This is a genomic window from Klebsiella sp. RHBSTW-00484 (genome assembly GCF_013705725.1).
Taxonomy (GTDB): Bacteria; Pseudomonadota; Gammaproteobacteria; order Enterobacterales; family Enterobacteriaceae; genus Klebsiella.
Genome location: NZ_CP055481.1, coordinates 3844527 through 3868303 on the forward strand (window position 1 = coordinate 3844527; position 23777 = coordinate 3868303).

The 23777-nt window shown below is 51.7% G+C and carries 18 protein-coding genes and 1 pseudogene; 8 read left to right on the plus strand and 11 right to left on the minus strand.

All coding sequences use genetic code 11. From position 1 onward, the window contains the following. Window positions 1-4: 4 nt before the first annotated feature. Window positions 5-709 (plus strand): annotated as a pseudogene (locus tag HV213_RS18290) (IS3-like element ISEc27 family transposase); the annotation flags it as partial. 275 nt (window positions 710-984) lie between these two features. Here the strand turns inward: HV213_RS18290 and HV213_RS18295 are convergent. The 4 genes from HV213_RS18295 to HV213_RS18310 all read right to left on the minus strand — a co-directional run bounded on the left by HV213_RS18295 (window position 985) and on the right by HV213_RS18310 (window position 8290). After that, a protein-coding gene (locus HV213_RS18295) for an IS3-like element ISEc36 family transposase (RefSeq protein WP_110129298.1) occupies window positions 985-2213 on the minus strand; the annotation gives its coding sequence in 2 pieces (ribosomal slippage) (window positions 985-1898 and window positions 1898-2213; 1230 coding nt in all). Between the two features lie 75 nt (window positions 2214-2288). Continuing rightward, entirely contained in the window at window positions 2289-6464 is a 4176-nt protein-coding gene (locus tag HV213_RS18300) for an Ig-like domain-containing protein (RefSeq protein WP_181485151.1), read from the minus strand. A gap of 708 nt (window positions 6465-7172) precedes the next feature. Continuing rightward, window positions 7173-7631, minus strand: coding sequence for an IS200/IS605-like element IS1541B family transposase (gene tnpA, locus HV213_RS18305; RefSeq protein ID WP_141132629.1), 459 nt, complete (start codon window positions 7629-7631; stop codon window positions 7173-7175). 245 nt (window positions 7632-7876) lie between these two features. Next, window positions 7877-8290, minus strand: coding sequence for a CoA-binding protein (locus HV213_RS18310; RefSeq protein WP_014228669.1), 414 nt, complete (start codon window positions 8288-8290; stop codon window positions 7877-7879). Between the two features lie 155 nt (window positions 8291-8445). On the opposite strand from HV213_RS18310, the gene mgsA reads away from it, so the two are divergent. After that, entirely contained in the window at window positions 8446-8904 is a 459-nt protein-coding gene (gene mgsA, locus HV213_RS18315; protein ID WP_181482794.1) for a methylglyoxal synthase, read from the plus strand. Window positions 8905-8932: 28 nt separating this feature from the next. Here the strand turns inward: mgsA and helD are convergent, their stop codons facing one another. Next, entirely contained in the window at window positions 8933-10987 is a 2055-nt protein-coding gene (helD, locus tag HV213_RS18320; RefSeq protein WP_181482795.1) for a DNA helicase IV, read from the minus strand. A 122-nt stretch (window positions 10988-11109) separates the two neighbouring features. On the opposite strand from helD, the gene HV213_RS18325 reads away from it, so the two are divergent. Continuing rightward, window positions 11110-11556: a YccF domain-containing protein gene (locus HV213_RS18325; RefSeq protein ID WP_110275078.1), complete on the plus strand. Its 447-nt coding sequence runs from the start codon at window positions 11110-11112 to the stop codon at window positions 11554-11556. A gap of 17 nt (window positions 11557-11573) precedes the next feature. Continuing rightward, window positions 11574-13709: a YccS family putative transporter gene (gene yccS, locus HV213_RS18330; RefSeq protein ID WP_181482796.1), complete on the plus strand. Its 2136-nt coding sequence runs from the start codon at window positions 11574-11576 to the stop codon at window positions 13707-13709. On the opposite strand, the gene HV213_RS18335 is transcribed toward yccS, so the two are convergent. Beyond that, the gene (locus HV213_RS18335) at window positions 13697-14320 is read right to left on the minus strand and encodes a TfoX/Sxy family DNA transformation protein (RefSeq protein WP_181482797.1); all 624 of its coding nucleotides are present in this window, start codon (window positions 14318-14320) and stop codon (window positions 13697-13699) included. The two genes, yccS and HV213_RS18335, sit on opposite strands and share 13 nt — an antisense overlap. A 472-nt stretch (window positions 14321-14792) precedes the next feature. On the opposite strand from HV213_RS18335, the gene sulA reads away from it, so the two are divergent. Both sulA and ompA read left to right on the plus strand, forming a co-directional pair. Continuing rightward, on the plus strand, window positions 14793-15302 hold the full coding sequence (gene sulA, locus HV213_RS18340; protein WP_181482798.1) for an SOS-induced cell division inhibitor SulA: 510 nt from the start codon (window positions 14793-14795) through the stop codon (window positions 15300-15302). Window positions 15303-15655: 353 nt separating this feature from the next. Further along, complete coding sequence (gene ompA, locus HV213_RS18345; RefSeq protein WP_181482799.1) at window positions 15656-16726, plus strand: porin OmpA; 1071 nt, start codon at window positions 15656-15658, stop codon at window positions 16724-16726. A gap of 118 nt (window positions 16727-16844) precedes the next feature. Here the strand turns inward: ompA and matP are convergent, their stop codons facing one another. Beyond that, complete coding sequence (gene matP / locus HV213_RS18350) at window positions 16845-17297, minus strand: macrodomain Ter protein MatP (RefSeq protein ID WP_110275084.1); 453 nt, start codon at window positions 17295-17297, stop codon at window positions 16845-16847. A 185-nt stretch (window positions 17298-17482) separates the two neighbouring features. Between matP and HV213_RS18355 the strand changes: the two genes are divergently transcribed. After that, the gene (locus HV213_RS18355; RefSeq protein ID WP_181482800.1) at window positions 17483-19240 is read left to right on the plus strand and encodes an AAA family ATPase; all 1758 of its coding nucleotides are present in this window, start codon (window positions 17483-17485) and stop codon (window positions 19238-19240) included. 69 nt (window positions 19241-19309) lie between these two features. Then, a complete protein-coding gene (fabA, locus tag HV213_RS18360; RefSeq protein ID WP_100685616.1) occupies window positions 19310-19828 on the plus strand; it encodes a bifunctional 3-hydroxydecanoyl-ACP dehydratase/trans-2-decenoyl-ACP isomerase in 519 nt (172 codons plus the stop codon). 65 nt (window positions 19829-19893) lie between these two features. Here the strand turns inward: fabA and rmf are convergent, their stop codons facing one another. From rmf to pqiA, 4 genes are all read right to left on the minus strand, one after another. Continuing rightward, window positions 19894-20061, minus strand: coding sequence for a ribosome modulation factor (gene rmf / locus HV213_RS18365; RefSeq protein WP_110275088.1), 168 nt, complete (start codon window positions 20059-20061; stop codon window positions 19894-19896). A 257-nt stretch (window positions 20062-20318) separates the two neighbouring features. After that, entirely contained in the window at window positions 20319-20882 is a 564-nt protein-coding gene (gene pqiC, locus HV213_RS18370; protein ID WP_181482801.1) for a membrane integrity-associated transporter subunit PqiC, read from the minus strand. After that, window positions 20882-22519 (minus strand): intermembrane transport protein PqiB, encoded by a 1638-nt coding sequence (pqiB, locus tag HV213_RS18375; protein ID WP_181482802.1) that lies wholly within the window; start codon window positions 22517-22519, stop codon window positions 20882-20884. Before pqiB ends, pqiC begins: the two co-directional genes overlap by 1 nt. Beyond that, window positions 22509-23777, minus strand: coding sequence for a membrane integrity-associated transporter subunit PqiA (pqiA, locus tag HV213_RS18380; protein ID WP_181482803.1), 1269 nt, complete (start codon window positions 23775-23777; stop codon window positions 22509-22511). The genes pqiB and pqiA overlap by 11 nt, the downstream gene beginning before the upstream one ends.

Genomic DNA, 23777 nt, shown 5'->3' on the forward strand with positions numbered 1-23777 from the left:
AATCCATCGTCGGGTATGGGCACTGCTGCGCAGACAATCAGAAACTGACGACATGGCGGTGATCAATGCCAAACGCGTATACCGCATCATGCGTCAGAATGCGCTGCTGCTTGAGCGTAAACCGGAAATACCGCCATCGAAGCGGGCGCATACAGGGAAAGTGGCCGTTGGAGAAAGTAACCAGCGGTGGTGCTCTGACGGCTTCGAGTTCAGCTGTGATAACGGTGAAAAACTGCGGGTCACGTTCGCTCTGGACTGTTGCGATCGCGAGGCACTTTACTGGGCGGCCAGTAACGGTGGATATGACAGTGAAACCGTGCAGGACGTCATGCTGGGTGCCGTGGAGCGTCGCTTCGGTAACAGCCTGCCGACATCCCCAGTTGAGTGGCTGACAGACAACGGTTCAGCCTACCGTTCTTATCAGACGCGTCAGTTCGCCAGAATGGTAGGACTGGAGCCTAAACATACGGCGGTACGTAGCCCGGAAAGCAACGGGATGGCAGAGAGCTTCGTGAAAACGATGAAGCGCGATTACATCAGCATCATGCCGAAACCCGACGGGTTAACAGCGGTAAAGAACCTTGCGGAGGCCTTCGAACATTACAACGAATGGCATCCGCATAGTGCACTGGGGTATCGTTCGCCACGGGAATATCTGCGGCGACGAACCAGTCATGGGTTAAGTGATAAAAAGTGTATGGAAATATAGGGGCCAATCCACAGAGTCAGAATCACTATCCGAATCCGAGTCGCTGTCGGAATCCGAATCGCTGTCAGAATCGGAATCGCTATCGGAATCGGAATCGCTGTCGGAATCTGAGTCGCTGTCGGAATCTGAGTCGCTGTCGGAATCCGAGTCGCTGTCGGAATCCGAGTCGCTGTCCGAATCACTGTCTGAATCGGAGTCACTGTCAGAGTCGGAATCGCTGTCACTATCCGAGTCGCTGTCAGAGTCGGAATCGCTGTCGCTATCTGGATTGGCCCCTATATTTCCATACACTTTTTATCACTTAACCCATGACTGGTTCGTCGCCGCAGATATTCCCGTGGCGAACGATACCCCAGTGCACTATGCGGATGCCATTCGTTGTAATGTTCGAAGGCCTCCGCAAGGTTCTTTACCGCTGTTAACCCGTCGGGTTTCGGCATGATGCTGATGTAATCGCGCTTCATCGTTTTCACGAAGCTCTCTGCCATCCCGTTGCTTTCCGGGCTACGTACCGCCGTATGTTTAGGCTCCAGTCCTACCATTCTGGCGAACTGACGCGTCTGATAAGAACGGTAGGCTGAACCGTTGTCTGTCAGCCACTCAACTGGGGATGTCGGCAGGCTGTTACCGAAGCGACGCTCCACGGCACCCAGCATGACGTCCTGCACGGTTTCACTGTCATATCCACCGTTACTGGCCGCCCAGTAAAGTGCCTCGCGATCGCAACAGTCCAGAGCGAACGTGACCCGCAGTTTTTCACCGTTATCACAGCTGAACTCGAAGCCGTCAGAGCACCACCGCTGGTTACTTTCTCCAACGGCCACTTTCCCTGTATGCGCCCGCTTCGATGGCGGTATTTCCGGTTTACGCTCAAGCAGCAGCGCATTCTGACGCATGATGCGGTATACGCGTTTGGCATTGATCACCGCCATGTCGTCAGTTTCTGATTGTCTGCGCAGCAGTGCCCATACCCGACGATAACCATAGGTGGGCAGATCGCCGATAACGGTATGGATACGGGCCAGCGCGTCAGTATCATCAGGCTTGCGCTTGCACCGACGATCCTGCCAGTCCTTCGACCGACGGGCCATGGCATGCAGTTGCGCACGTGAGACCCGGAGGCAACGACTGACAAGGCTTATTCGCCATCCTCCGGCAACAAGGGCACGTGCGCTATCCACTTTTTTTGTCGGCCATATTCAACGGCTTCTTTTAGCAGCTCGTTTTCCATGGTTTTCTTGCCCAACAGGCGCTGCAGCTCTTTAATTTGCTTCATCGCAGATGCCAGCTCCGACGCGGGCACAACCTGTTCTCCTGCGGCAACGGCTGTAAGGCTGCCTTCCTGATACTGCTTACGCCACAGGAACAGCTGACTGGCAGCAACGCCATGCTGACGGGCGACCAGCGACACGGTCATTCCGGGCTCAAAACTCTGCTGAACAATGGCGATTTTTTCCTGAACACTTCGCCGTCTGCGCTTCTCTGGACCTAAAACATCAATCATTCGGACTCCAACGACTAGTCTAAAAACTAGTATTAAGACTATCACTAACTTAAGTGATACCAACTGTCTGGAGATTCAGGGGGCCAGTCTACTATCCGAGTCGCTGTCAGAGTCCGAGTCGCTGTCGGAGTCCGAGTCGCTGTCAGAGTCCGAATCACTGTCAGAATCGGAGTCGCTGTCAGAGTCCGAATCGCTGTCAGAGTCCGAATCACTGTCTGAATCAGAATCACTGTCGGAATCAGAGTCGGAATCGCTGTCACTATCCGAGTCGCTGTCAGAGTCAGAATCACTGTCCGAATCCGAGTCGCTGTCAGAGTCCGAGTCATCGCTGAGATCGACTGTCAATTCAAATATCGGAGAATGCTCACTCACGTTCCCGGCCAGGTCAGTCACTGTGGTGCTCAGGTTGTGAGTACCCTCACCCAGCGCGTCCGGGGTAAAACTCCAGTGACCGTCCTCACCTGCCACGACCGTGCCCAGCACAGTATCGCCGTCGTAAATTGTGACGGTACTACCGGCTTCTGCCGTGCCGCTCAGCGTCGGCGTGTCATCATCAGTGACGTTACCATTGTTCAAAATACCTGTTTCTTCGCCTACATTATCAGATACCTGCAGATCGCTGACCGGGGCCACCACCGTGTCCACCGTCAGCTCAAAGGCCGGCGAACGCTCGCTGGTATTCCCGGCCGGGTCAGTCACCGTGGTACTGAAACTGTGGGTACCTTCACTCAGCGCATCCGGGGTAAAGCTCCAGTGGCCGTCTTCACCCGCAATCACTGTGCCCAGTACGGTGTCGCCATCGTAGATCGTCACCGTGCTGCCCGCTTCCGCCGTGCCGCTCAGGGTCGGCGTGGCGTCGTTGGTCAGATCCCCGCTGCTCAGCGGGCCGGTGTGCGGGTTAACATCGTCGGTTACCTGAAGATCGCTGGTATCCGGCGCAGTCGTGTCTATCGTCAGCACAAAAGCCGGCGAGTGCCCGCTGGTGTTCCCGGCTTTATCCGTCACCGTGGTGCTCAGGCTGTGGGCACCGTCCCCCAGCGCTGCCGGGGTATAGCTCCAGTGGCCGTCTTCGCCCGCAATCACGGTGCCCAGTACGGTGTCGCCATCGTAGATCGTCACAGTGGAACCCGCTTCCGCCGCGCCGCTCAGGGTCGGTGTCGCATCGTTGGTCAGATCCCCACTGACCAGCGGACCGGTGTGCTGGTTAACGTCGTCGGTCACCACCAGGTCGCTGACCGGGGCCGCCACCGTGTCCACCGTCAGCTCAAAGGCCGGCGAGTGCCCGCTGGTATTCCCGGCCTTGTCAGTTACCGTGGTGCTCAGGCTGTGGGCACCTTCACCCAGCGCGTCCGGAGTATAGCTCCAGTGGCCATCTTCGCCCGCAATCACGGTGCCCAGCACGGTGTCGCCGTCGTAAATTGTGACGGTGCTACCGGCTTCCGCCGTGCCGCTCAGGGTCGGCGTGGCGTCGTTGGTCAGATCCCCGCTGCTCAGCGGGCCGGTGTGCTGGTTAACATCGTCGGTTACCTGAAGATCGCTGGCATCCGGCGCAGTCGTGTCTATCGTCAGCTCAAAGGCCGGCGAGTGCCCGCTGGTGTTCCCGGCTTTATCGGTCACCGTGGTGCTCAGGCTGTGCGCACCGTCCCCCAGCGCCGCCGGGGTATAGCTCCAGTGACCGTCTTCGCCCGCAATCACGGTGCCCAGCACGGTATCGCCATCGTAGATCGTCACCGTGCTGCCCGCTTCCGCCGTGCCGCTCAGGGTCGGTGTCGCGTCATTGGTCAGATCCCCGCTGCTCAGCGGGCCGGTGTGCTGGTTAACATCGTCGGTTACCTGAAGATCGCTGGCATCCGGCGCAGTCGTGTCTATCGTCAGCTCAAAAGCCGGCGAGTGCCCGCTGGTGTTCCCGGCCTTATCGGTCACCGTGGTGCTCAGGCTGTGCGCACCGTCCCCCAGCGCGTCCGGGGTATAACTCCAGTGACCGTCTTCGCCCGCAACCACGGTGCCCAGCACGGTGTCGCCGTCGTAAATTGTGACGGTACTGCCCGCTTCCGCCGTGCCGCTCAGAGTCGGCGTGGCGTCGTTGGTCAGATCCCCGCTGCTCAGCGGGCCGGTGTGCTGGTTAACATCGTCGGTCACCACCAGGTCGCTGACCGGGGCCACCACCGTGTCCACCGTCAGCTCAAAGGCCGGCGAGTGCCCGCTGGTGTTCCCGGCTTTATCCGTCACCGTGGTGCTCAGGCTGTGCGCACCGTCCCCCAGCGCGTCCGGGGTATAGCTCCAGTGACCGTCTTCGCCCGCAATCACGGTGCCCAGCACGGTATCGCCATCGTAGATCGTCACCGTGCTGCCCGCTTCCGCCGTGCCGCTCAGGGTCGGTGTCGCGTCATTGGTCAGATCCCCGCTGCTCAGCGGGCCGGTGTGCGGGTTAACATCGTCGGTCACCACCAGGTCGCTGACCGGGGCCACCACCGTGTCCACCGTCAGCTCAAAGGCCGGCGAGTGCCCGCTGGTGTTCCCGGCTTTATCCGTCACCGTGGTGCTCAGGCTGTGCGCACCGTCCCCCAGCGCTGCCGGGGTATAGCTCCAGTGACCGTCGTCACCCGCAATCACGGTGCCCAGCACGGTATCGCCATCGTAGATCGTCACCGTGCTGCCCGCTTCCGCCGTGCCGCTCAGGGTCGGTGTCGCGTCATTGGTCAGATCCCCGCTGCTCAGCGGGCCGGTGTGCGGGTTAACATCGTCGGTTACCTGAAGATCGCTGGTATCCGGCGCGGTCGTGTCTATCGTCAGCTCAAAAGCCGGCGAGTGCCCGCTGGTGTTCCCGGCCTTGTCCGTTACCGTGGTGCTCAGGCTGTGCGCACCGTCCCCCAGCGCGTCCGGAGTATAGCTCCAGTGGCCGTCGTCACCCACAATCACGGTGCCCAGCACGGTATCGCCGTCGTAAATTGTGACGGTACTGCCCGCTTCCGCCGTGCCGCTCAGGGTCGGCGTGGCGTCATTGGTCAGATCCCCGCTGCTCAGCGGGCCAGTGTGCTGGTTAACGTCGTCTGTCACCACAAGATCGCTGACCGGGGCCGCCACCGTGTCCACCGTCAGCTCAAAGGCTGGCGAACGCTCGCTAACGTTTCCGGCTTTATCGGTCACCGTAGCGCTCAGGCTGTGAGTACCCTCGCTCAGTTCCGGCAAAGTGAAACTCCAGTGCCCATCTTCACCTACAACGACAGAACCTAGTACGGTATCACCGTCATAAATCGTTATCGTGGTGCCAGCTTCCGCCGTCCCTTTAATCTCCGGGGTTGTATCATCGGTGACATCACCGGAATGCAGCACGCCGGTGATAGGCCCCACATTGTCATTGACCGTTATGTTCTGGGCTGCGGTAGGTAATTCTGTATCTGAGTCGCTATCCGAATCTGCATCGCTGTCAGAATCCGAGTCACTATCGGAGTCAGAGTCGCTGTCAGAGTCAGAATCGCTGTCGGAATCGGAGTCACTGTCAGAATCCGAATCGCTGTCAGAGTCCGAATCGCTGTCAGAATCTGAATCACTATCGGAGTCCGAGTCGCTGTCAGAATCCGAGTCACTGTCAGAATCCGAGTCGCTGTCCGAATCCGAGTCACTGTCCGAATCCGAGTCACTGTCGGAATCCGAATCGCTGTCAGAGTCAGAATCACTGTCTGAATCGGAGTCGCTGTCAGAATCCGAGTCACTGTCCGAGTCCGAGTCACTATCGGAGTCAGCATCGCTATCGGCATCGGAGTCGCTGTCAGAGTCCGAGTCACTATCAGAATCTGAATCATCAGGAGAAATTGAGGAGTGGTGATCTTTATTTGAAGTACCGGCAAACATCGCCGCAATGCCCAGTAGAGCCGCACCCGCCATGGCCCAACCGGCAATGCTTTGCCCTGCGCCACCGGTAGCAATGACTTCTGAAAGATCGCTAATCAGGGAATAATGGGCACCATCAGTACCAGCGCCCTCTAGCCACCATAATGCGCCCGTCTCATCGTCCATAAGAACCAGGTCACTGTGCTGTCCATGCTCATCCACAACGAAAAAGTTTTTAATTGTAACGGTGTCACCGTTATGGAGTTTTAGAACAAGATCATTACCTTGCCGGGCATATGAACTAATCTCTTCACGCTTGACATGCAGGAGAACCACTGACTGCGTATTTAGATTAACTAGATTGCCATCAACGGTGCGTTCAACACCCGTTTCTTTCACTGTCACATTTATATTTTTCATCAGGTTGCACCCTTGAGATGAAGACGCAGTCAGAGGTATGAGATAATTCTTAATAATCCATCTTATTAGATATACCAGTTCCTGGAGTCCCGCAAGGGCATGACAAAATAAGAAAATTACATCCTGAAATAACATAAAAACGTTATTTTACATACAATTAAAATAATACGCTTACATTTTGAGATGTTAATAACGACCATAAGAAAAACGGTTGCTCACGGTTATTACAATAAAGATAAAATCATGAATAATACATTTCTCATATTGAGAAACATCCATTTAACCACTGATTCAAAAATATCTGTGATATTAGTCATGTAAATAACAGATAAAAAGCAACGGTTTTTTTAAAGTTTAAAAAAAAATCATAACAGATAAGCCCCACACTCACAGTGGTTTATTAAGAAAAATAAATTGCCTGGCGGAGGAAATTTTAAGAATAAGGAAAGAAAAAGAGACAAAACTTGCCAGTTAAAAACGGGAAGACAACGCGTAAAAGTAAAATTTAGACTGGCGTTCGTTTTACTTTAAAATAAAGAAACGTTTCGATGTGGTTTTAATTAAAACACTTACCATAAATAACTTAATAAATATCGCTAAAATAAATATCCTCCGGCATAGCCGGAGGTTTTTCATATGCGCCTATAAGGCTCTGTTGCCAGCCGCGCCCTAACAGGCGCATCGCGATCTGACATTTGCATTTATGGATTACTTACGGCCCGTAAACGGGCTGCCCGGATAGGGGATCGAGAGTTGCTCACCCATTTTATCCTCTTCCAACTGGTGCTTTATGTATTCTTGTATCCTGGCTGTATTTTTCCCAACCGTATCAACGTAATACCCTCGGCACCAGAATTCCCTGTTACGGTATTTGAACTTCAAATCGCCAAACTGCTCATAAAGCATCAGGCTGCTCTTTCCCTTCAGGTATCCCATAAAGCCCGACACACTCATTTTGGGCGGGATTTCCAAAAGCATATGGATGTGATCCACACAGCATTCTGCTTCCAAAATATTCACGTTTTTCCATTCGCACAGCTTTCTTAAGATACTGCCTATCGCTTTGCGCTTTTCCCCGTAGAACACCTTTCTTCGGTACTTCGGCGCAAAAACTATGTGATATTTACAGTTCCATCGCGTGTGCGCTAAGCTCTTTTCGTCCCTCATTGGGACCCCCTTTTGATTTCTTGTTGAACGTTTGCAGTTGCCAGACCGCAAACTGTTTTAACAAATCAAAAGGGGTTTTTATAACTGGCTCAAAGCTGAAAGCTTTACAGAACCTCCAGCCTAGCTGGAGGTTTTCTGTGCACAAGAAAACGGCTCCCTTTCATGGAAGCCGTTATTGTGCCGCAGTTAAACTCGGTCAACCGTTCCTTAACTGCTCAGCATTGCCGTCTTGCGCGGCTTTGGATTTATCTGGCTAATCCTAGTCGTGGGATCTCAATTGCCGGACAGCGATCCATCACCACATTAAGCCCGGCATCACGCGCCAGAACCGCAGCCTGCTCATTTATAACGCCCAACTGCAACCACAGCGTTTTCGCCCCAATAGCCACGGCCTCCTGCGCAACGCCCCACGCCGCTTCCGAATTGCGGAAAACATCAACCATGTCTACTTTTTCCGGCACATCGGCAAGCGTGGCATACCCTTTTTGCCCCAGTAACGTAGTGCCTGCAACCTTGGGGGAAACGGGGATGACGTGGTACCCCTGCTCCAGAAGATATTTCATCACCCGGTAGCTTGGACGGTCAGGTTTGTCACTCGCGCCCACCAGCGCAATGGTCCGAGTCGAGGTCAGAATGCCTGCAATATCGTTCTCTTTCATTTTCATCCTCCTGCTATTTAGCCCAAGTGTATGCTAATCCGGCTGAACCAGCCATCCACTCTAACCTACAGATACATCAAATTTTTTCACCCTGGAGCTTGCAGCATCAGCCACTTCCAGTAATCTGTCTGCAGGCCAAAATGTGGAATGAAATAATGGAACTGACAACACGTACATTACCCGCGCGCAAACATATCGCGCTGGTTGCTCACGATCACTGTAAAGATATGCTGATGAAATGGGTTGAGCGTCACCAGCACCTGCTGGCTCAGCATACGCTATCAGCAACCGGCACGACCGGTAACCTCGTCGCCCGCGCAACCGGGCTTGAGGTCCAGGCACTTCTGAGTGGTCCAATGGGCGGCGACCAGCAAGTAGGCGCACTGATTTCGGAAGGTAAAATAGATGTGCTAATTTTCTTCTGGGACCCGCTGAATGCGGTGCCGCACGACCCGGATGTTAAAGCGCTGTTGCGTCTGGCAACGGTATGGAACATCCCGGTCGCTACTAATGCTTCTACCGCTGACTTTATTATTCAGTCTCCGCACTTCAGCGATCCTGTCGATATTCTGATCCCGGATTATCAGCGCTATCTCGCCGATCGTCTGAAATAAACCGCGCTGGCGGCCAGGCCGCCAGTTGTTATGGTTTTCTCGCTATTGGTACATCCAGCGCCTCTAACATTTCGACAAACGGTGAAGGTTGTTGTTTGTTAAATAGCAACCAGACACGTAAACGAGCACGGGTGATTGCGACGTACAGCAAACGTCGTTCTTCGGCATCAGGAAAATCTTCCGGCTGAGGCAACAATGCCTGCTCCATTATCGATTCACGCGCCGGTGCCGGAAATGCATCATCCCCATCCTGAAGCCCCAAAACAATAACGTAATCCGCCTGTTGCCCTTTGCTGGCATGGATAGTCATAAAATCGAGCTGCAGGTGCGGCCAGCGTGTTGCGGCTTTCTCCAGCGCCGTAGGTTTCAAATGATGGTAACGGGCCAGCAGCAAAATTCGCTGTTCTCGTTTGACATAACCGCTCAGTTTATCCAGCAACTCGTCGAGTTTGTCCTCGGCCAATAACGTCACTGCCTTTTTATCCCCTGCGACCAGGCTATTTAACGGTTTGGTTAACTGGTGCGGATTTTGCTGAATAAACTCGTTGGCGACTTCGCCTATCCGGCCATTAAAGCGGTAGGTGGTATCCAGCGCGCAACAGTCACCTTCACCAAAATAGTGATTAAAGGCCGTCGTCAGGGAAAGTTGAGCGCCGCTGAAACGATAGATAGCCTGCCAGTCATCGCCGACGGCAAATAGCGTGGTCTGCGTATTTTGCCGACGCAACGCTGCCAACAATGATGCCCGCTGCGGAGAGATATCCTGAAACTCATCAACCAGAATATGTTTCCACGGACTGACAAACCGCCCCTTATCAAGGATATTAATCGCCTGATGAATCAGGCCGGAAAAATCGACGGCATTCTCATCTTTTAACGCCGTTTTCCACGCTTTGAGCAACGGCGCCATCAGCTTGACCCGTTTACTAAAAAGATCGCGCACCTCTTCCGGCGCACCCGCAATCATCTCGGCCTGCGCTCCTCCGTGCATTCGCATCAAGCTGACCCAACGGTCGAGGCGACTCGCCATCCGACGCTGGAGCTTTTTGTCCTGCCAGAAATCCCCTTCCGGAATCTGCCAGTCCATCTCCTCTTCCAGCCACAACCGCCAGCCTTTCGCCTGCGCTTTTTTCTCCTGACACTGCTGCTGCCAGCTCTGCACTAATAGCTTTTGTCGGGTAGCTGTATCGCTTTCCAGCTTACTGATCGTTGGCACTTTTTTACTGCCTTGCTGAATAATATGCAGGGCCAGGGAGTGAAAAGTACGAGCGGATATCTCTTCTGTGCTCAAACGCTCACGGATACGTTCATCCATCTCCTGTGCCGCCTGGCGACCAAATGCCAGCAGCAGAATCTGGTCGGCTGCGGCTTCGCCACGCGTCAGTAACCAGCCCGCACGCGCCACCAAAACGGAGGTCTTACCGCTTCCGGCCCCGGCCAGAACTAATAACGATCGCTCACCGTTCACCACCGCACGGGCTTGCGCCGGGTTCAATGGTGATGATTCCACGCTGCCAAAAAAGCCACGGTACTGTTCCAGCATCGATTCAGTAAATACCTGATTATGAGCGAGCCTGGCCTTTTCCGTATCACTCAGCCAGCCCAGGCACTGCCGCCACAGTTCACGGCAGTTATCGAAAGCCTCAAGGCGACCGGTCGGCATAGGTAATCCACTTAGCGCACTTCGGATTTTACTCTGAATATCAGTCACCTGCTGGCGAGTTAGCCATTTACCCTCAGCGCTTGAACGCGCCACATCTGCCAACTGCTGGTGAAGTAGATCGGCAGCAATGTCGCTCATTTCCGCGCTCCACTGCAGCCAGAGAGTATTCAAATAATGATAAAAACGCTGGGTTTCGTTCCATTCGGTACCATGCAAACGCACAACTTTATCGTCTGGCAGGACAAATTCCAGTTCGCCCCATACCAGTCCGCGCTTGCAATGAACCGACAATAACTGATTGAAAGGTATAAGATACTCATGGCTGTCGCCGGAAACCTTTACTCCGGCATTGAGGAGTTGCACCCTGTCATAAGGATGCTGCGCCATGCGTTTGCCTAATGTTGTCGCTTTAAGTTCCATATAATGTCGAATTTCAATCAGGTTGGTTGTTTTTAAGTTTAACCGCCAGTGGCCGAGTGCTCCAGCGTAAAAAACGCTACAATGGGCTGGTCTTATTATCCACAGAATTAAACAGAGGGTTTATGCGTACCATTCTGAATATTTTAAACTTTATCCTTGGCGGTTTCGCCACCACGCTCGGCTGGCTGCTGGCAACACTGGTGAGTATCATTTTGATCTTTACACTACCGCTCACGCGTTCCTGCTGGGAGATTACCAAGCTCTCTTTGCTGCCATACGGAAATGAAGCGATTCATGTTGATGAACTTGAACCTCAAGGAAAGAATAGCCTGTTAAACGCAGGCGGTACACTACTGAATATATTATGGTTTATTTTCTTTGGCTGGTGGTTGTGTCTGATGCATATCTTCTGTGGTATTGCACAATGTGTGACCATCATCGGCATCCCGGTCGGTATCGCCAATTTTAAAATCGCCGCAATTGCTTTGTGGCCAGTGGGCCGTCGAGTCGTTTCTGTTGAGACCGCCCGCGCCGCGCGTGAAGCCAATGCCCGTCGCCGCTTTCAGTAATTGGATGGAACAAAGAAATGCTTAGCCCTCTGCTACGCCGCTATACCTGGAACAGCGCCTGGTTATATAACATCAGGATCTTTATCGCACTCTGCGGCACGACTGCATTTCCATGGTGGATTGGTGAAGTAAAACTGACTATTCCCTTAACACTCGGAGTAGTAGCTGCGGCGTTGACTGACCTTGATGACCGCCTGACAGGACGTCTGCGCAATCTGGCCATCACTCTGGTGTGCTTCTTTATCGCTTCGGCATCGGTGGAGCTTCTCTTTCCCTGGCCCTGGCTGTTTGCGATTGGCCTGACCCTCTCCACTATAGGCTTTATTTTGCTCGGTGGATTAGGACAACGCTATGCAACAATCGCCTTTGGTGCTTTATTAATTGCTATCTATACCATGCTGGGCGTAACGCTTTACAGCCATTGGTACCTCCAGCCGTTGTTTTTGTTAGCCGGTGCGGTCTGGTATAACTTACTTACCCTGGCCGGACATCTTATCTTCCCTATCCGCCCTCTTCAGGACAATCTGGCCCGCAGTTACGAGCAGTTGGCTCACTATCTGGAGCTTAAATCGCGGCTGTTTGATCCAGATATCGAAGATGAAAGCCAGGCGCCGCTGTACGACCTGGCAATAGCCAACGGCCAGTTAGTCGCCACGCTTAATCAGACCAAAGTCTCTCTGCTGACTCGTCTACGCGGCGATCGCGGCCAGCGCGGTACCCGCCGCACTTTGCAGTATTACTTCGTGGCTCAGGATATTCACGAACGCGCCAGCTCATCGCATATTCAGTACCAAACGTTGCGCGACCACTTTCGCTATAGCGACGTGATGTTTCGCTTTCAGCGTATGTTGTCTATGCAGGCGCAGGCATGCCAAAAACTCTCACGCGCTATCCTGCTACGCGAACCCTATCAACACGATGCCCACTTTGAGCGGGCATTTATGCATCTTGATGCCGCACTCGATCGCGTACGGGCTAGCGGAGCACCTACGGAACAGCTTAAAGCGCTCGGCTTTTTGCTCAATAACCTGCGAGCGATAGATGCCCAGTTGGCGACCATTGAATCCGTACAGACTACCGTACAGACCAATAACAATACTGAAAATCTGCTCGCTGACGATCAACCTAACGGTTTTAGCGATATCTGGCTACGTTTGCGCAATAACATGTCACCGGAGTCAGCTCTATTCCGTCACGCGGTTCGGATGTCGTTAGTCCTGTGCGCGGGCTACGCCTTTATTCAGCTTACCGGGCTGAACCACGGCTACTGGATATTGCTGACCAGCCTGTTTGTTTGCCAGCCAAACTACAACGCCACGCGCCATCGGCTGGCGTTAAGAATAATCGGTACGCTGGTTGGGGTTGCGATAGGACTCCCGATCCTGCTCCTGGTACCTTCAGTAGAAGGCCAGCTACTTCTGATTGTTCTGACTGGCGTGCTGTTCTTTGCTTTTCGCAACGTACAATACGCCCACGCAACGATGTTTATTACCCTGCTGGTCCTGTTGTGCTTTAACCTGCTGGGTGAAGGCTTTGAAGTCGCCTTACCACGTATATTTGACACGTTGATCGGTTGTGCGATCGCCTGGGCAGCCGTAAGTTTTATTTGGCCCGACTGGAAATTTCGCAATTTACCGCGAGTCCTCGAACAGGCAATCAACGCCAACTGCCGATATCTGGATGCCATTCTTGAGCAATATCATCAGGGACGTGATAACCGTCTGGCTTATCGTATCGCGCGGCGTGCGGCGCATAACCGCGACGGTGAACTGGCATCAGTAGTCTCAAATTTGTCCACTGAACCCCGAGCTGACTCAGCGATGCGAGAAACCGCATTCCGCTTACTGTGTCTGAACCATACTTTTACCAGCTATATTTCAGCGTTGGGTGCCCATCGGGAAAAACTGACAACACCGGATATTCTGGCGCTGCTGGACGATGCCGTTTGCTATGTTGATGATGCGCTGCACCATACACCCGCTGATGAACTGCGGGTACAGCAAGCTTTGGCAAGCTTGCAGACCCGGATCCAGCACCTTGATCCTCGAGCTGACAGCAAAGAGCCTTTGGTGCTCCAGCAAATTGGATTACTGCTGGCGCTGCTGCCAGAAATATGTCGGCTACAGCGACAGGTCGAGGTTCAACCTGAGTAAGTCTCTATCTCTCGTTGCTGTTCTACCGCCCACTCTTCGAGGTCCTGACGCAGTTGCATCGGGAGTGTGGCGGCATGCACGCCATTGATTGCCCCAGCTAACGAATAAAGCACATTGACCGTTAGCGCTTTATTCAATCTTAATAGCCTCAGCCAGGCTTTTTTCGCTCCAATTTCGCGCAACGTTTTTTCATCAGGAATGCCTGAATTAATCAACTGCAGCTCCATGTGGAAACTAATATTTGGCAAATTTTTTAATCTCCCTGAGTTTTTCTGCTTCTGCTTTTCATTACGTGCGGTCTGAAATGAAAAAACTGATAGCTGGAAAAGCATATTGCTGTCACGCCAAAGCGCTTCATCTATATGATAATATTTCAGTGCAGCTGGTCGACCATTCTTTCGCATTATCAAAAGAGGGGTTTTATGTTCAACGCGATACTCCGCACTCTGCTCACAAACCCTAAGATAAATTTCCCCCTCAGCAACCATAGCAAAAACGGTATTATCTATTGCCAGACTATAGCCGCCAAATAAAGGCCGACAACTTATTTTTCCTAATGATGATAAGCACTTCCGGAACTGTTGAATCCGTAGACCTGGAAATTTCTTCATGATTATTCCTTTGTTAATCATGTAAATAAAAAATAGTTTCGTTAACGGATCCGCTAATTAAGAAAATAAGTGACTTCTCTTGATGCGGCAAGATGAATTATGCCTTCATTTTAACCAACTTATGTTTTTGCGAGCCGCTTTCAAAAAAATATCGCTCAATGAAGTCAAAATGCAGAAAGGTAAAGTATTTGATAAATATTAATAACAAAAGAAACCAGAATACTTAGCATCGGTAGTACATCCAAAACGGATAACACTCTTACAGAGGAGAAAAATTCACTCAAGTTAAAATGTTTTCAACCATGAATTCACATCATATGCATACCGACATCAAGTCATACTCGCCAATCTGCCGATCTGAAGGGGAAAAATGAAGTACAGATTTCAGTCAACAGAAGAGAAAATGTGGTTGATCTTTTTACCTGTCGCATATACTGTACATACATACAGTAACTCACAGGCGGGATAGACTATGTTTACTTCAGCTCACGCAAATCGTTCACCACTGACTTCTACTTCAGTACGCCGTCACACTCATGACGCAGTCGAACACCCAACCAATGGGCTGATCAGTGAAATTGTCTATCGCGAAGATCAACCCATGATGACGCAACTATTATTGCTTCCTCTATTACAGCAACTTGGTCAGCAATCGCGCTGGCAACTGTGGCTAACGCCTCAGCAGAAACTGAGCCGCGAATGGGTACAGTCCTCAGGTTTACCATTATCAAAGGTGATGCAGATCAGCCAAATGTCGCCCAACAATACGCTGGAATCTATGATCCGCGCACTGCGTACCGGTAATTATAGTGTTGTGATTGGCTGGTTGTCAGATGAACTCACAGTTGAAGAACATGAACGACTGGTTGTCGCTGCGCAAGAGGGTCATGCAATGGGGTTCATCATGCGTCCAGTGAGAAATACTGGTCAGCCTGGCAGACAACTTTCGGGGCTAAAAATTCACTCAAACGTGTATCATTAAATGAATTTAGGATTAATCCTGGAATTTTTTTTGCCCTGGTGGATGGCTTAATTTTTTAATGCCCATTTTTGTTAAAATGCCTGTCTGATGCGGTCTCGCGACTTTTTTTGCCATATGAAATTCAACCCTACGTTGTTAAACATTGGGTACACAACCCTTTTTTTTCATATGCCTGACGGAGTTCACACTTGTAAGTTTCTAACTAAGTTGTAGACTTTACATCGCCAGGGGTGATCGGCTTTCGCTGCATGTATCAGCATAGTTAACAACAAGTCACGCCCCGGGTGAAGGATTTAACCGTGAGGTCTTTTGTACCTTCATGGCGAATTTTGGATGATAATGAGGCGCAAAAAATGAAAAAGACAGCTATCGCGATTGCAGTGGCACTGGCTGGCTTCGCTACCGTAGCGCAGGCCGCTCCGAAAGATAACACCTGGTATGCAGGTGCTAAACTGGGCTGGTCCCAGTATCACGACACCGGTTTCTACGGTAACGGTTTCAAAGGCAACAACGGTCCGGTTCGTAATGACCAACTGGGTGCTGGTGCGTTTGGTGGTTACCAGGTTAACCCGTACCTCGGTTTTGAAATGGGTTACGACTGGCTGGGCCGTATGGCTTACAAAGGCAGCGTTGATAACGGTGCTTTCAAAGCTCAGGGCGTTCAGCTGACTGCTAAACTGGGTTATCCGATCACTGACGATCTGGATATCTATACCCGTCTGGGTGGTATGGTTTGGCGCGCAGACTCTAAAGGCAACTACGCTTCTAACGGCGTTTCTCGCAGCGAACACGACACTGGCGTTTCCCCAGTATTCGCGGGCGGCTTAGAGTGGGCTGTTACTCGTGACATCGCAACTCGTCTGGAATACCAGTGGGTTAACAACATCGGCGACGCAGGCACCGTTGGTACCCGTCCTGATAACGGCATGCTGAGCTTAGGTGTTTCCTACCGCTTCGGTCAGGAAGATGTTGCTCCGGTTGTAGCTCCGGCTCCGGCCCCGGCTCCAGAAGTGACTACTAAGCACTTCACCCTGAAGTCTGACGTTCTGTTCAACTTCAACAAATCTACCCTGAAACCGGAAGGCCAGCAGGCTCTGGATCAGCTGTACACCCAGCTGAGCAACATGGATCCGAAAGACGGTTCCGCAGTTGTTCTGGGCTACACTGACCGTATCGGTTCTGATGCCTACAACCAGCAGCTGTCTGAGAAACGTGCTCAGTCCGTTGTTGATTACCTGGTGTCTAAAGGTATCCCGTCTAGCAAAATCTCCGCTCGTGGTATGGGTGAATCCAACCCGGTTACTGGTAACACCTGTGACAACGTGAAAGCTCGTGCAGCTCTGATTGACTGCCTGGGTCCGGATCGTCGCGTAGAGATCGAAGTTAAAGGCTACAAAGACGTAGTAACTCAGCCACAGGCTTAAGTTATCGCGTTAAAAAAACCCCGCTGATGCGGGGTTTTTTTTGTATTAAATTCATGTTTAAAGCAACAAACCAGAGGAATACCAACTCTCACTTTAGCGCTTAATTTAATGGCTACTCTTACTCTTTACCCAGCAACACTTGCAAGTCATGCTTCAAACTGGACATCTTACTGGCATATTTTTCTTTATGTTCAGCGTCCTCAATCAGCTGTACGATCGTTTCCGAAAGGGTCATACCCCGCCTTTGCGCCAGACCTGCCAGCCGCTGCCAGACCATGAACTCCAGATCGATAGATTTTTTACGAGTATGCTGATGCTCCGCATTAAAATGTCGCTTGCGACGAGCGCGTATGGTCTGCTTCATACGGTTCGCTAACTCTGGATTCATATGCTGCTCAATCCAGGTATTCACCAGAACAGGTTCATTTTCGAGCGTGAGTAAGACATCGACCGCAGCTTGTGCAGCGCTGGCTTCAATGTAGCGGGTTATCGGTTCACCTTCCCGGCACTTTTTTACCAGATATGTCCATTTCCAACCGCTTTCAAGATTTTCCAGTTGTTGATATTTCATTGCGATCTCAATGTGACCGTGTAACTCTTTTCAGGATATCAGTTTTTTCTTGATCTGCTGAGAATAAATCATCTTTCGTGATGTGGGTAGATTCGTTATCACTGCGACCAACGCAATCACTCGTGTGCTCAGACGCCGCATAATGTATAATCGCGCGTTTTACATCTGACTAAAAAACAGCGACTTTGACCATTACGAAACTTACCCGAAACGACCTCGCTCCTGATACGGAAAGTTATCAGGCGCTGTTTGCACAAGCCGACTTAGCACAAGCAGAGGCATCTCTCTCTGGCGAACTGCAACCCCGCTTATTCTATGCCCTGGAGCAACTTCTGGTGACTCCAGCCATTTCGCCGTTCATGCTGGTTAAAGCACCAGAAGAGCCAGAGTATCTGCAATGGTTGGCGAACGAAACTCGTACTTTACATCAACCATCTGAACCGCTTTATGGCGTACGTTATCAGATTGCTGGTGGAAACATCACCAGCATCCCGGTACAAACCGCAGAAGATAATTTCGCGAGCATCGCGCCGGTTGAAGCAGCCGACTGGATAGAAGCAGAGCAACTCTTTGGTTGCTTACGCCAGTTCAATGGTGAAATTAGCCTGCAACCAGGTCTGGTTCATCGTGCCAACGGTGGTGTATTGATCATCTCCCTGCGCGCATTGCTGGCTCAGCCCCTGCTGTGGATGCGGCTAAAAAATATGATTGCCCGCCAGCGTTTTGACTGGCTGTCAATCGATGAGTCCCGCCCTCTTCCGGTTAGCATCCCCTCAATGCCACTCAACTTGAAAGTCATTCTGGTTGGCGAGCGGGAATCACTAGCAGATTTCCAGGAGATGGAACCTGAGCTTTCTGCCCAGGCTATTTACAGCGAATACGAAGACAATTTACAAATTGTCGATGCCGACACCCTGAAACAATGGTGTCAGTGGGTCTGGCAAAACGCACACCAACTCGAACTCCCTGGGTTAGCTGCCGAAACCTGGCCGCTGTTGATTCAGGAAGGTGCACGTTACACTGGCGATCAGGCAACCCTACCGCTGTGTTTGCTATGGATTGCACGCCAGCTTAAGGAGGCGGCGGCCTTCTGTGAAGGTGAAGAGATTAGCGCCGAAGAGATGCAAACCATGCTGGAACGTCGTGAGTGGCGCGAAGGCTATCTCGCGGAGCGGATTCAGGACGAAATCCTGCAAGAGCAAATCCTCATTGAGACCGAAGGCGAATGCATCGGCCAAATCAACGCGCTATCGGTTATTGAATTCCCAGGCCATCCGCGCGCATTCGGCGAACCGTCTCGCATTAGCTGCGTTGTTCACATTGGCGATGGTGAGTTTATTGACGTCGAACGCAAGGCTGAGTTGGGTGGCAATATCCATGCGAAAGGCATGATGATCATGCAGGCGTTTTTGATGGCTGAGCTGGAGCTTGATCAACAACTCCCCTTCACCGCCTCGTTAACCTTTGAGCAATCCTACAGTGAAGTGGATGGCGATAGCGCCTCCATGGCTGAACTGTGCGCATTAATCAGTTCGCTGGCCAATGTTCCCATTAACCAGAGTATTGCTATTACCGGCTCTGTCGATCAGTTTGGTCGTGTACAACCTGTTGGTGGACTCAATGAGAAAATTGAAGGTTTCTTTGCTATATGCCAGCAGCGTGGTTTAACCGGTAAACAGGGCGTCATTATTCCAGCCGCCAACGTCCGTCATCTGAGTTTGGCAAAGGAGCTACAACAAGCCGTTGCTGAGGAACAGTTCTTTATCTGGGCCATTGATGACGTCACTGAAGCATTACCCCTTCTGACCCAACTATTGTGGGATGGAGAAGGACAAACTTTACGGCAAACCATCCAGGAACGGATTGCACAGGCGACACAGCAAGAAGGTCGCCATCGCTTTCCGTGGCCGCTGCGCTGGTTAGGCGGTTCAGGTTCTAACTGATCGGACTTGTTCAGCGTACACGTGTTAGCTATCCTGCGTCCCGAACTCAAAATAAGGCTTACTGAAAACATGGTAGATAAACGCGAATCCTATACAAAAGAAGATCTTCTTGCCTCTGGCCGTGGTGAACTGTTTGGCGCTAAAGGCCCACAGTTACCAGCGCCAAATATGCTGATGATGGACCGCGTCATCAAGATGACCGAAACAGGTGGTAACTACGATAAAGGTTATGTTGAGGCAGAACTCGATATTAACCCTGACCTGTGGTTCTTCGGTTGCCACTTCATTGGCGATCCGGTTATGCCTGGCTGCCTGGGCCTGGATGCCATGTGGCAACTGGTTGGCTTCTACCTGGGCTGGTTAGGCGGCGAGGGTAAAGGGCGTGCGTTAGGCGTAGGTGAAGTTAAACTCACCGGCCAGGTACTGCCAACGGCTAAGAAAGTGACCTACCGCATTCATTTCAAACGCGTGATAAACCGTCGTTTGATTATGGGCCTGGCGGATGGTGAAGTACTGGTTGACGATCGTCTGATCTACACCGCAACCGATCTGAAAGTGGGTTTATTCCAGGACACCTCTGCGTTCTGATAAAACAGTGACACTTTAAAAGGCGAAGCCCCCGCACAGCGGAGGCTTCATTTTTAAAGAGACAGTCAGGCAATTTGCACCCTGTCCTCCATGGCTTCTCGCCAGCCTCCTAGCCACCAGGACCTTTGATTCAAGGTCTGATAAGGACACATTTCTTTCGATCTTCCGGTAATACCGGCTTGATATCCACGTTGATGTGCCCGTTCCAGGCGATCTCGTTTTTGTCTCTTCATGCCTCGTTTCCCTCATTCTTTGATCTGGTGGAAAAGAAAACAATGGTCACTAAATACGCAACCACGGTTAACGAATACCGCGAATCAGAGACAGCGTCAATGCGCAAAATTCACGCCATTGTCATATTTGTGAGCTACATGAAAGTTCATTTGTACAAAAAATGTGAACTGGCACAAGTTAACAAGCTGATGAGACAAATAAAAAAGCCGCTGCGATTTTGTTACCCGCAGCGGCTTTTTACTTTCATTAATTTTGCTTATGGCAGGCGATTCAACTCGCTGGCAATTGCAGTCGCTTCCTGAGTCCAGGCCTGAGCAAGGGTTTTAACCATTGCGTCATAACCATCCTGTTGTTGCTTAAGCTCAATGTTGAACGGACGCTTAATCAGCTGCCCCTGATGCTTCAGCAACCACTCACCGCTAACGATCACCCGACCATCGTAACGACCGTGAAATCCGCTGACGGACACGTTTAGCGTATCCTGCTCGCTCCCTAAAGGCTGAGAGGCCACCACCCAACCCGGCAGTTGGTTGCTAAGATTCGCCACCAGCGTGGTACGCAGTTGCTGATCTAGCGGGCTCGCCCACAGATTGTTATTGGCGATCACATACTGGACGTCAGTGGTCTGGTAAACCACGCCATTGCCCGCCAAATAATCAGGAATGCTGACTTGTTCAACCCACAGCAAATTTTTGCTTTGGTGAGCGGCGCTTTGTGCGCCACTCTGGACCACCGGAAGCTGGTAGTACGTTTTGCTCTCACCACCACTGCTGCACGCGGTCAGTGCGCATACTGCCGCCGCTATTAGCCATCTTTTCATTATTTCGCTCCCTTCGGCTGCGGATCTTTTTTATCCTTCGCCTCAAATACCAGCGCATTGCTCTTGTCGTTGAGCGTTTTCAGTACCGGTTGCAGTTCACGAAGAACCTGATCCAGGCGCTGCATATCTGCCACCATCTTATTGTATGCCGCAGAGCCCGGCTGGAAGCCTTGCATACTACGATTCAGTTCACGCAATGTGCTCTGCATATCGCCCGGCAACTGCTGCATGGACTGGCTTGAAGTTATCTTATTCAGGCTATCCAGCGTCGTTTGCACGTGCTGCATGGTCTTCTCGCTTTGCGCCAACGTACTGGTTGCCTGCTCCAGCAGAGGATTAATCGGCAGATTGTTAATCTTATCCAGGGCATCCATCAGACGCTGCTGGATCTGCGCCAGGCCACCGCTCACAGTCGGTATAATCGGATAACCACCAAACTCCTGAATCTTGCCGCGCGCAGGCGCTTTCGGATAGAAGTCGAGATCGATATACAGCGCACCGGTTACCAGGTTGCCCGTCTTAAGGGAACCCCGCAGTCCGCGATTCATCAGATCGTCAATATGCTGGCGAATATTTGGATCGCTACCTAATTGATTGATCAAACGTTCTGGTTCAATCCGCACTTCAACTGGGATACGGTAATCGTCGTTTAAATTCTGTTTCAAGCCTGGGATAAAGAACGGCACTTTACCTACGGTACCGAGGCGAATACCGCGGAACTCAACAGGCGCACCAGGCTGCAGGCCGCGGATAGAATCTTTAAAGAACATCACGTAGTCGATATGCTGGGTAAAGATCGAGTCCTGTATACTTTTTTGATCGTCGAAAAGGTGATATTCGGTTTTATTCGCTACCGGCTCTCCTAACGGCAACCCCTCAGGAATATCAAAGCTGACGCCGCCGCCAAACAGGGTTGACAGCGATCCCATTTCAACACGCATACCCGCAGCGGTAAGATCCACCGCAATACCGCTGTCTTTCCAGAAACGTACGTTGTTGGTCACCAGACGATCGTTTGGCGCGCTGATAAACAGCTGGTAGGTAATATTGCGTTTTTGCGCATCGAAGGTGCTGGTCTCAACTGAACCGACGCGATAGCCCCGAAAGAGCACCGGATCGCCTGGAGAAAGCTGACCTGCTTTACTGCTTTCCAGCAGAATGCGAATGCCTTTGGCATCAGGGGAAGCCAGAGGGGGTGAATCCAGCAGCGGATATTGCGCAGGCACAGATCCTTTCGAACCAGGCTGTAATTCGATATAAGCACCGGATAATAGTGTGCCTAGCCCGCTAATCCCTTCGCGTCCGACCTGCGGTTTAACCACCCAAAAAACCGAATCCTTATGTAGCAATTTTTCCATGCCTGAATTCAGCCGGGCTTTAATTTCTACGTGAGTCAGGTCATCAGTCAGCGTTGCGCTTTCTATCACGCCAACATCAACGCTGCGGCTTTTAATTCGGGTTTTACCCCCTTCAATACCTTCAGCATTGGTGGTGATTAACGTCACCTCCGGCCCCTGATGGCTATAGTGATAAAATAGAATCCATGCGCCGATAAGCGCCGTGACTATTGGGAAGATCCACACCGGTGACCAGTTCTTCACCTTTTGCACTTTCGCTTCTCCGCTCTTATTTTCCATGCTGCAGTCTTTCCTCATGGCTTGAGTCTGGCTCACGGTCCCACAACAAACGAGGGTCAAACGTCATGGCCGAGAACATTGTCATAACAACGACCAGCGCAAACATCACCGCTCCGATCGCCGGATAGATATTCATCAATCCGCCGATGCGCACCAGAGCTGAGAGGACTGCGATGACAAAAACATCGATCATCGACCAGCGGCCGACGAATTCGACAACTTCATAAATCAGGTGCATGCGCTCAGAGTCACGCGATCCTTTGCCGCTGGCATTCCAGCACAGCCAGCCAATAGCGATCATTTTTAACGTCGGCACCATAATGCTGGCGATAAATATCACCATCGCCACCGGATATGATCCCTCGCTCCACAGCAGGATCACCCCCGCCATAATGGTGGAGGGCATTTTATCGCCCAGCAGATCGGTAATCATGATCGGCAGAATATTGGCTGGCATATAGAGGATTATCGACGTCATCAGCAGCGCCAGCGTCCATTGCAGACTGTTTTTACGTCGGGCAGTTCCTTTGGTATGACAGCGCGGGCAAACGGCTTCGTCAACGGGTAAAACTGCCGTACAGCATGAGCATGAACGCAGTCCCTGCCGAAGGCCGGAAACACCAACTTTCAATGGCTGTTTAATCAACGGCATTGGCGCAATGTCGTCCCACAGCCAACGGCGGTCCACGCACTGGAATGTGCGTAGCTGCAATACGCAAAACATACACCAGGGAATAAAGCTTAAACCGATACCAATATCACCGTAAGCCATCAGCTTAACAAAGCTGACCAGGACTCCGGCGAGGAAGATTTCCGCCATTCCCCAAGTTTTGAGGTGAAACAGGATCCGTGCCAGAAACGCTTTCAGCGCAACCGGCATACGAACCCGGTTCACCAGCAGCAGTATCGTCACCAGGCAGAAAGCCGGCACCAGCTGCACAAAGAGCAAAAAGAAGGTGCCAAGGCTGGCGTAATCCTCGGTAAAAAGGACATTAGGGATTTCCAGCAGCTCAATTTCGCTACTGATGCCACCGACCTTCATGTAGATGAAAGGAAACAGGTTTGCCAGCAGCAGCATAAACAATGCGACCAGCGCATAGGCAGTGGGACGTTGCCGAGGCGCGTCCCACGAAGTCGTCAATGTCGTTCCGCAGCGCGGACACGCAGCTTTCTGGCGATGCTCCAGCTGCGGCAAAGCCACCAGCAGATCACATTGTCGGCACAGAATATGCCGCGCAGCATGATGATGATCGCACAT

Excerpts from the sequence above, each read along its gene's own strand:
- HV213_RS18300 (WP_181485151.1), bottom strand. The coding sequence starts at position 6,464 with ATGAAAAATATAAATGTGACAGTGAAAGAAACGGGTGTTGAACGCACC.
- tnpA (WP_141132629.1), bottom strand. The coding sequence starts at position 7,631 with ATGAGGGACGAAAAGAGCTTAGCGCACACGCGATGGAACTGTAAATAT.
- HV213_RS18310 (WP_014228669.1), bottom strand. The coding sequence starts at position 8,290 with ATGAAAGAGAACGATATTGCAGGCATTCTGACCTCGACTCGGACCATT.
- mgsA (WP_181482794.1), top strand. The coding sequence starts at position 8,446 with ATGGAACTGACAACACGTACATTACCCGCGCGCAAACATATCGCGCTG.
- helD (WP_181482795.1), bottom strand. The coding sequence starts at position 10,987 with ATGGAACTTAAAGCGACAACATTAGGCAAACGCATGGCGCAGCATCCT.
- HV213_RS18325 (WP_110275078.1), top strand. The coding sequence starts at position 11,110 with ATGCGTACCATTCTGAATATTTTAAACTTTATCCTTGGCGGTTTCGCC.
- yccS (WP_181482796.1), top strand. The coding sequence starts at position 11,574 with ATGCTTAGCCCTCTGCTACGCCGCTATACCTGGAACAGCGCCTGGTTA.
- HV213_RS18335 (WP_181482797.1), bottom strand. The coding sequence starts at position 14,320 with ATGAAGAAATTTCCAGGTCTACGGATTCAACAGTTCCGGAAGTGCTTA.
- sulA (WP_181482798.1), top strand. The coding sequence starts at position 14,793 with ATGTTTACTTCAGCTCACGCAAATCGTTCACCACTGACTTCTACTTCA.
- ompA (WP_181482799.1), top strand. The coding sequence starts at position 15,656 with ATGAAAAAGACAGCTATCGCGATTGCAGTGGCACTGGCTGGCTTCGCT.
- matP (WP_110275084.1), bottom strand. The coding sequence starts at position 17,297 with ATGAAATATCAACAACTGGAAAATCTTGAAAGCGGTTGGAAATGGACA.
- fabA (WP_100685616.1), top strand. The coding sequence starts at position 19,310 with ATGGTAGATAAACGCGAATCCTATACAAAAGAAGATCTTCTTGCCTCT.
- rmf (WP_110275088.1), bottom strand. The coding sequence starts at position 20,061 with ATGAAGAGACAAAAACGAGATCGCCTGGAACGGGCACATCAACGTGGA.
- pqiC (WP_181482801.1), bottom strand. The coding sequence starts at position 20,882 with ATGAAAAGATGGCTAATAGCGGCGGCAGTATGCGCACTGACCGCGTGC.
- pqiB (WP_181482802.1), bottom strand. The coding sequence starts at position 22,519 with ATGGAAAATAAGAGCGGAGAAGCGAAAGTGCAAAAGGTGAAGAACTGG.
- pqiA (WP_181482803.1), bottom strand. The coding sequence starts at position 23,777 with ATGTGCGATCATCATCATGCTGCGCGGCATATTCTGTGCCGACAATGT.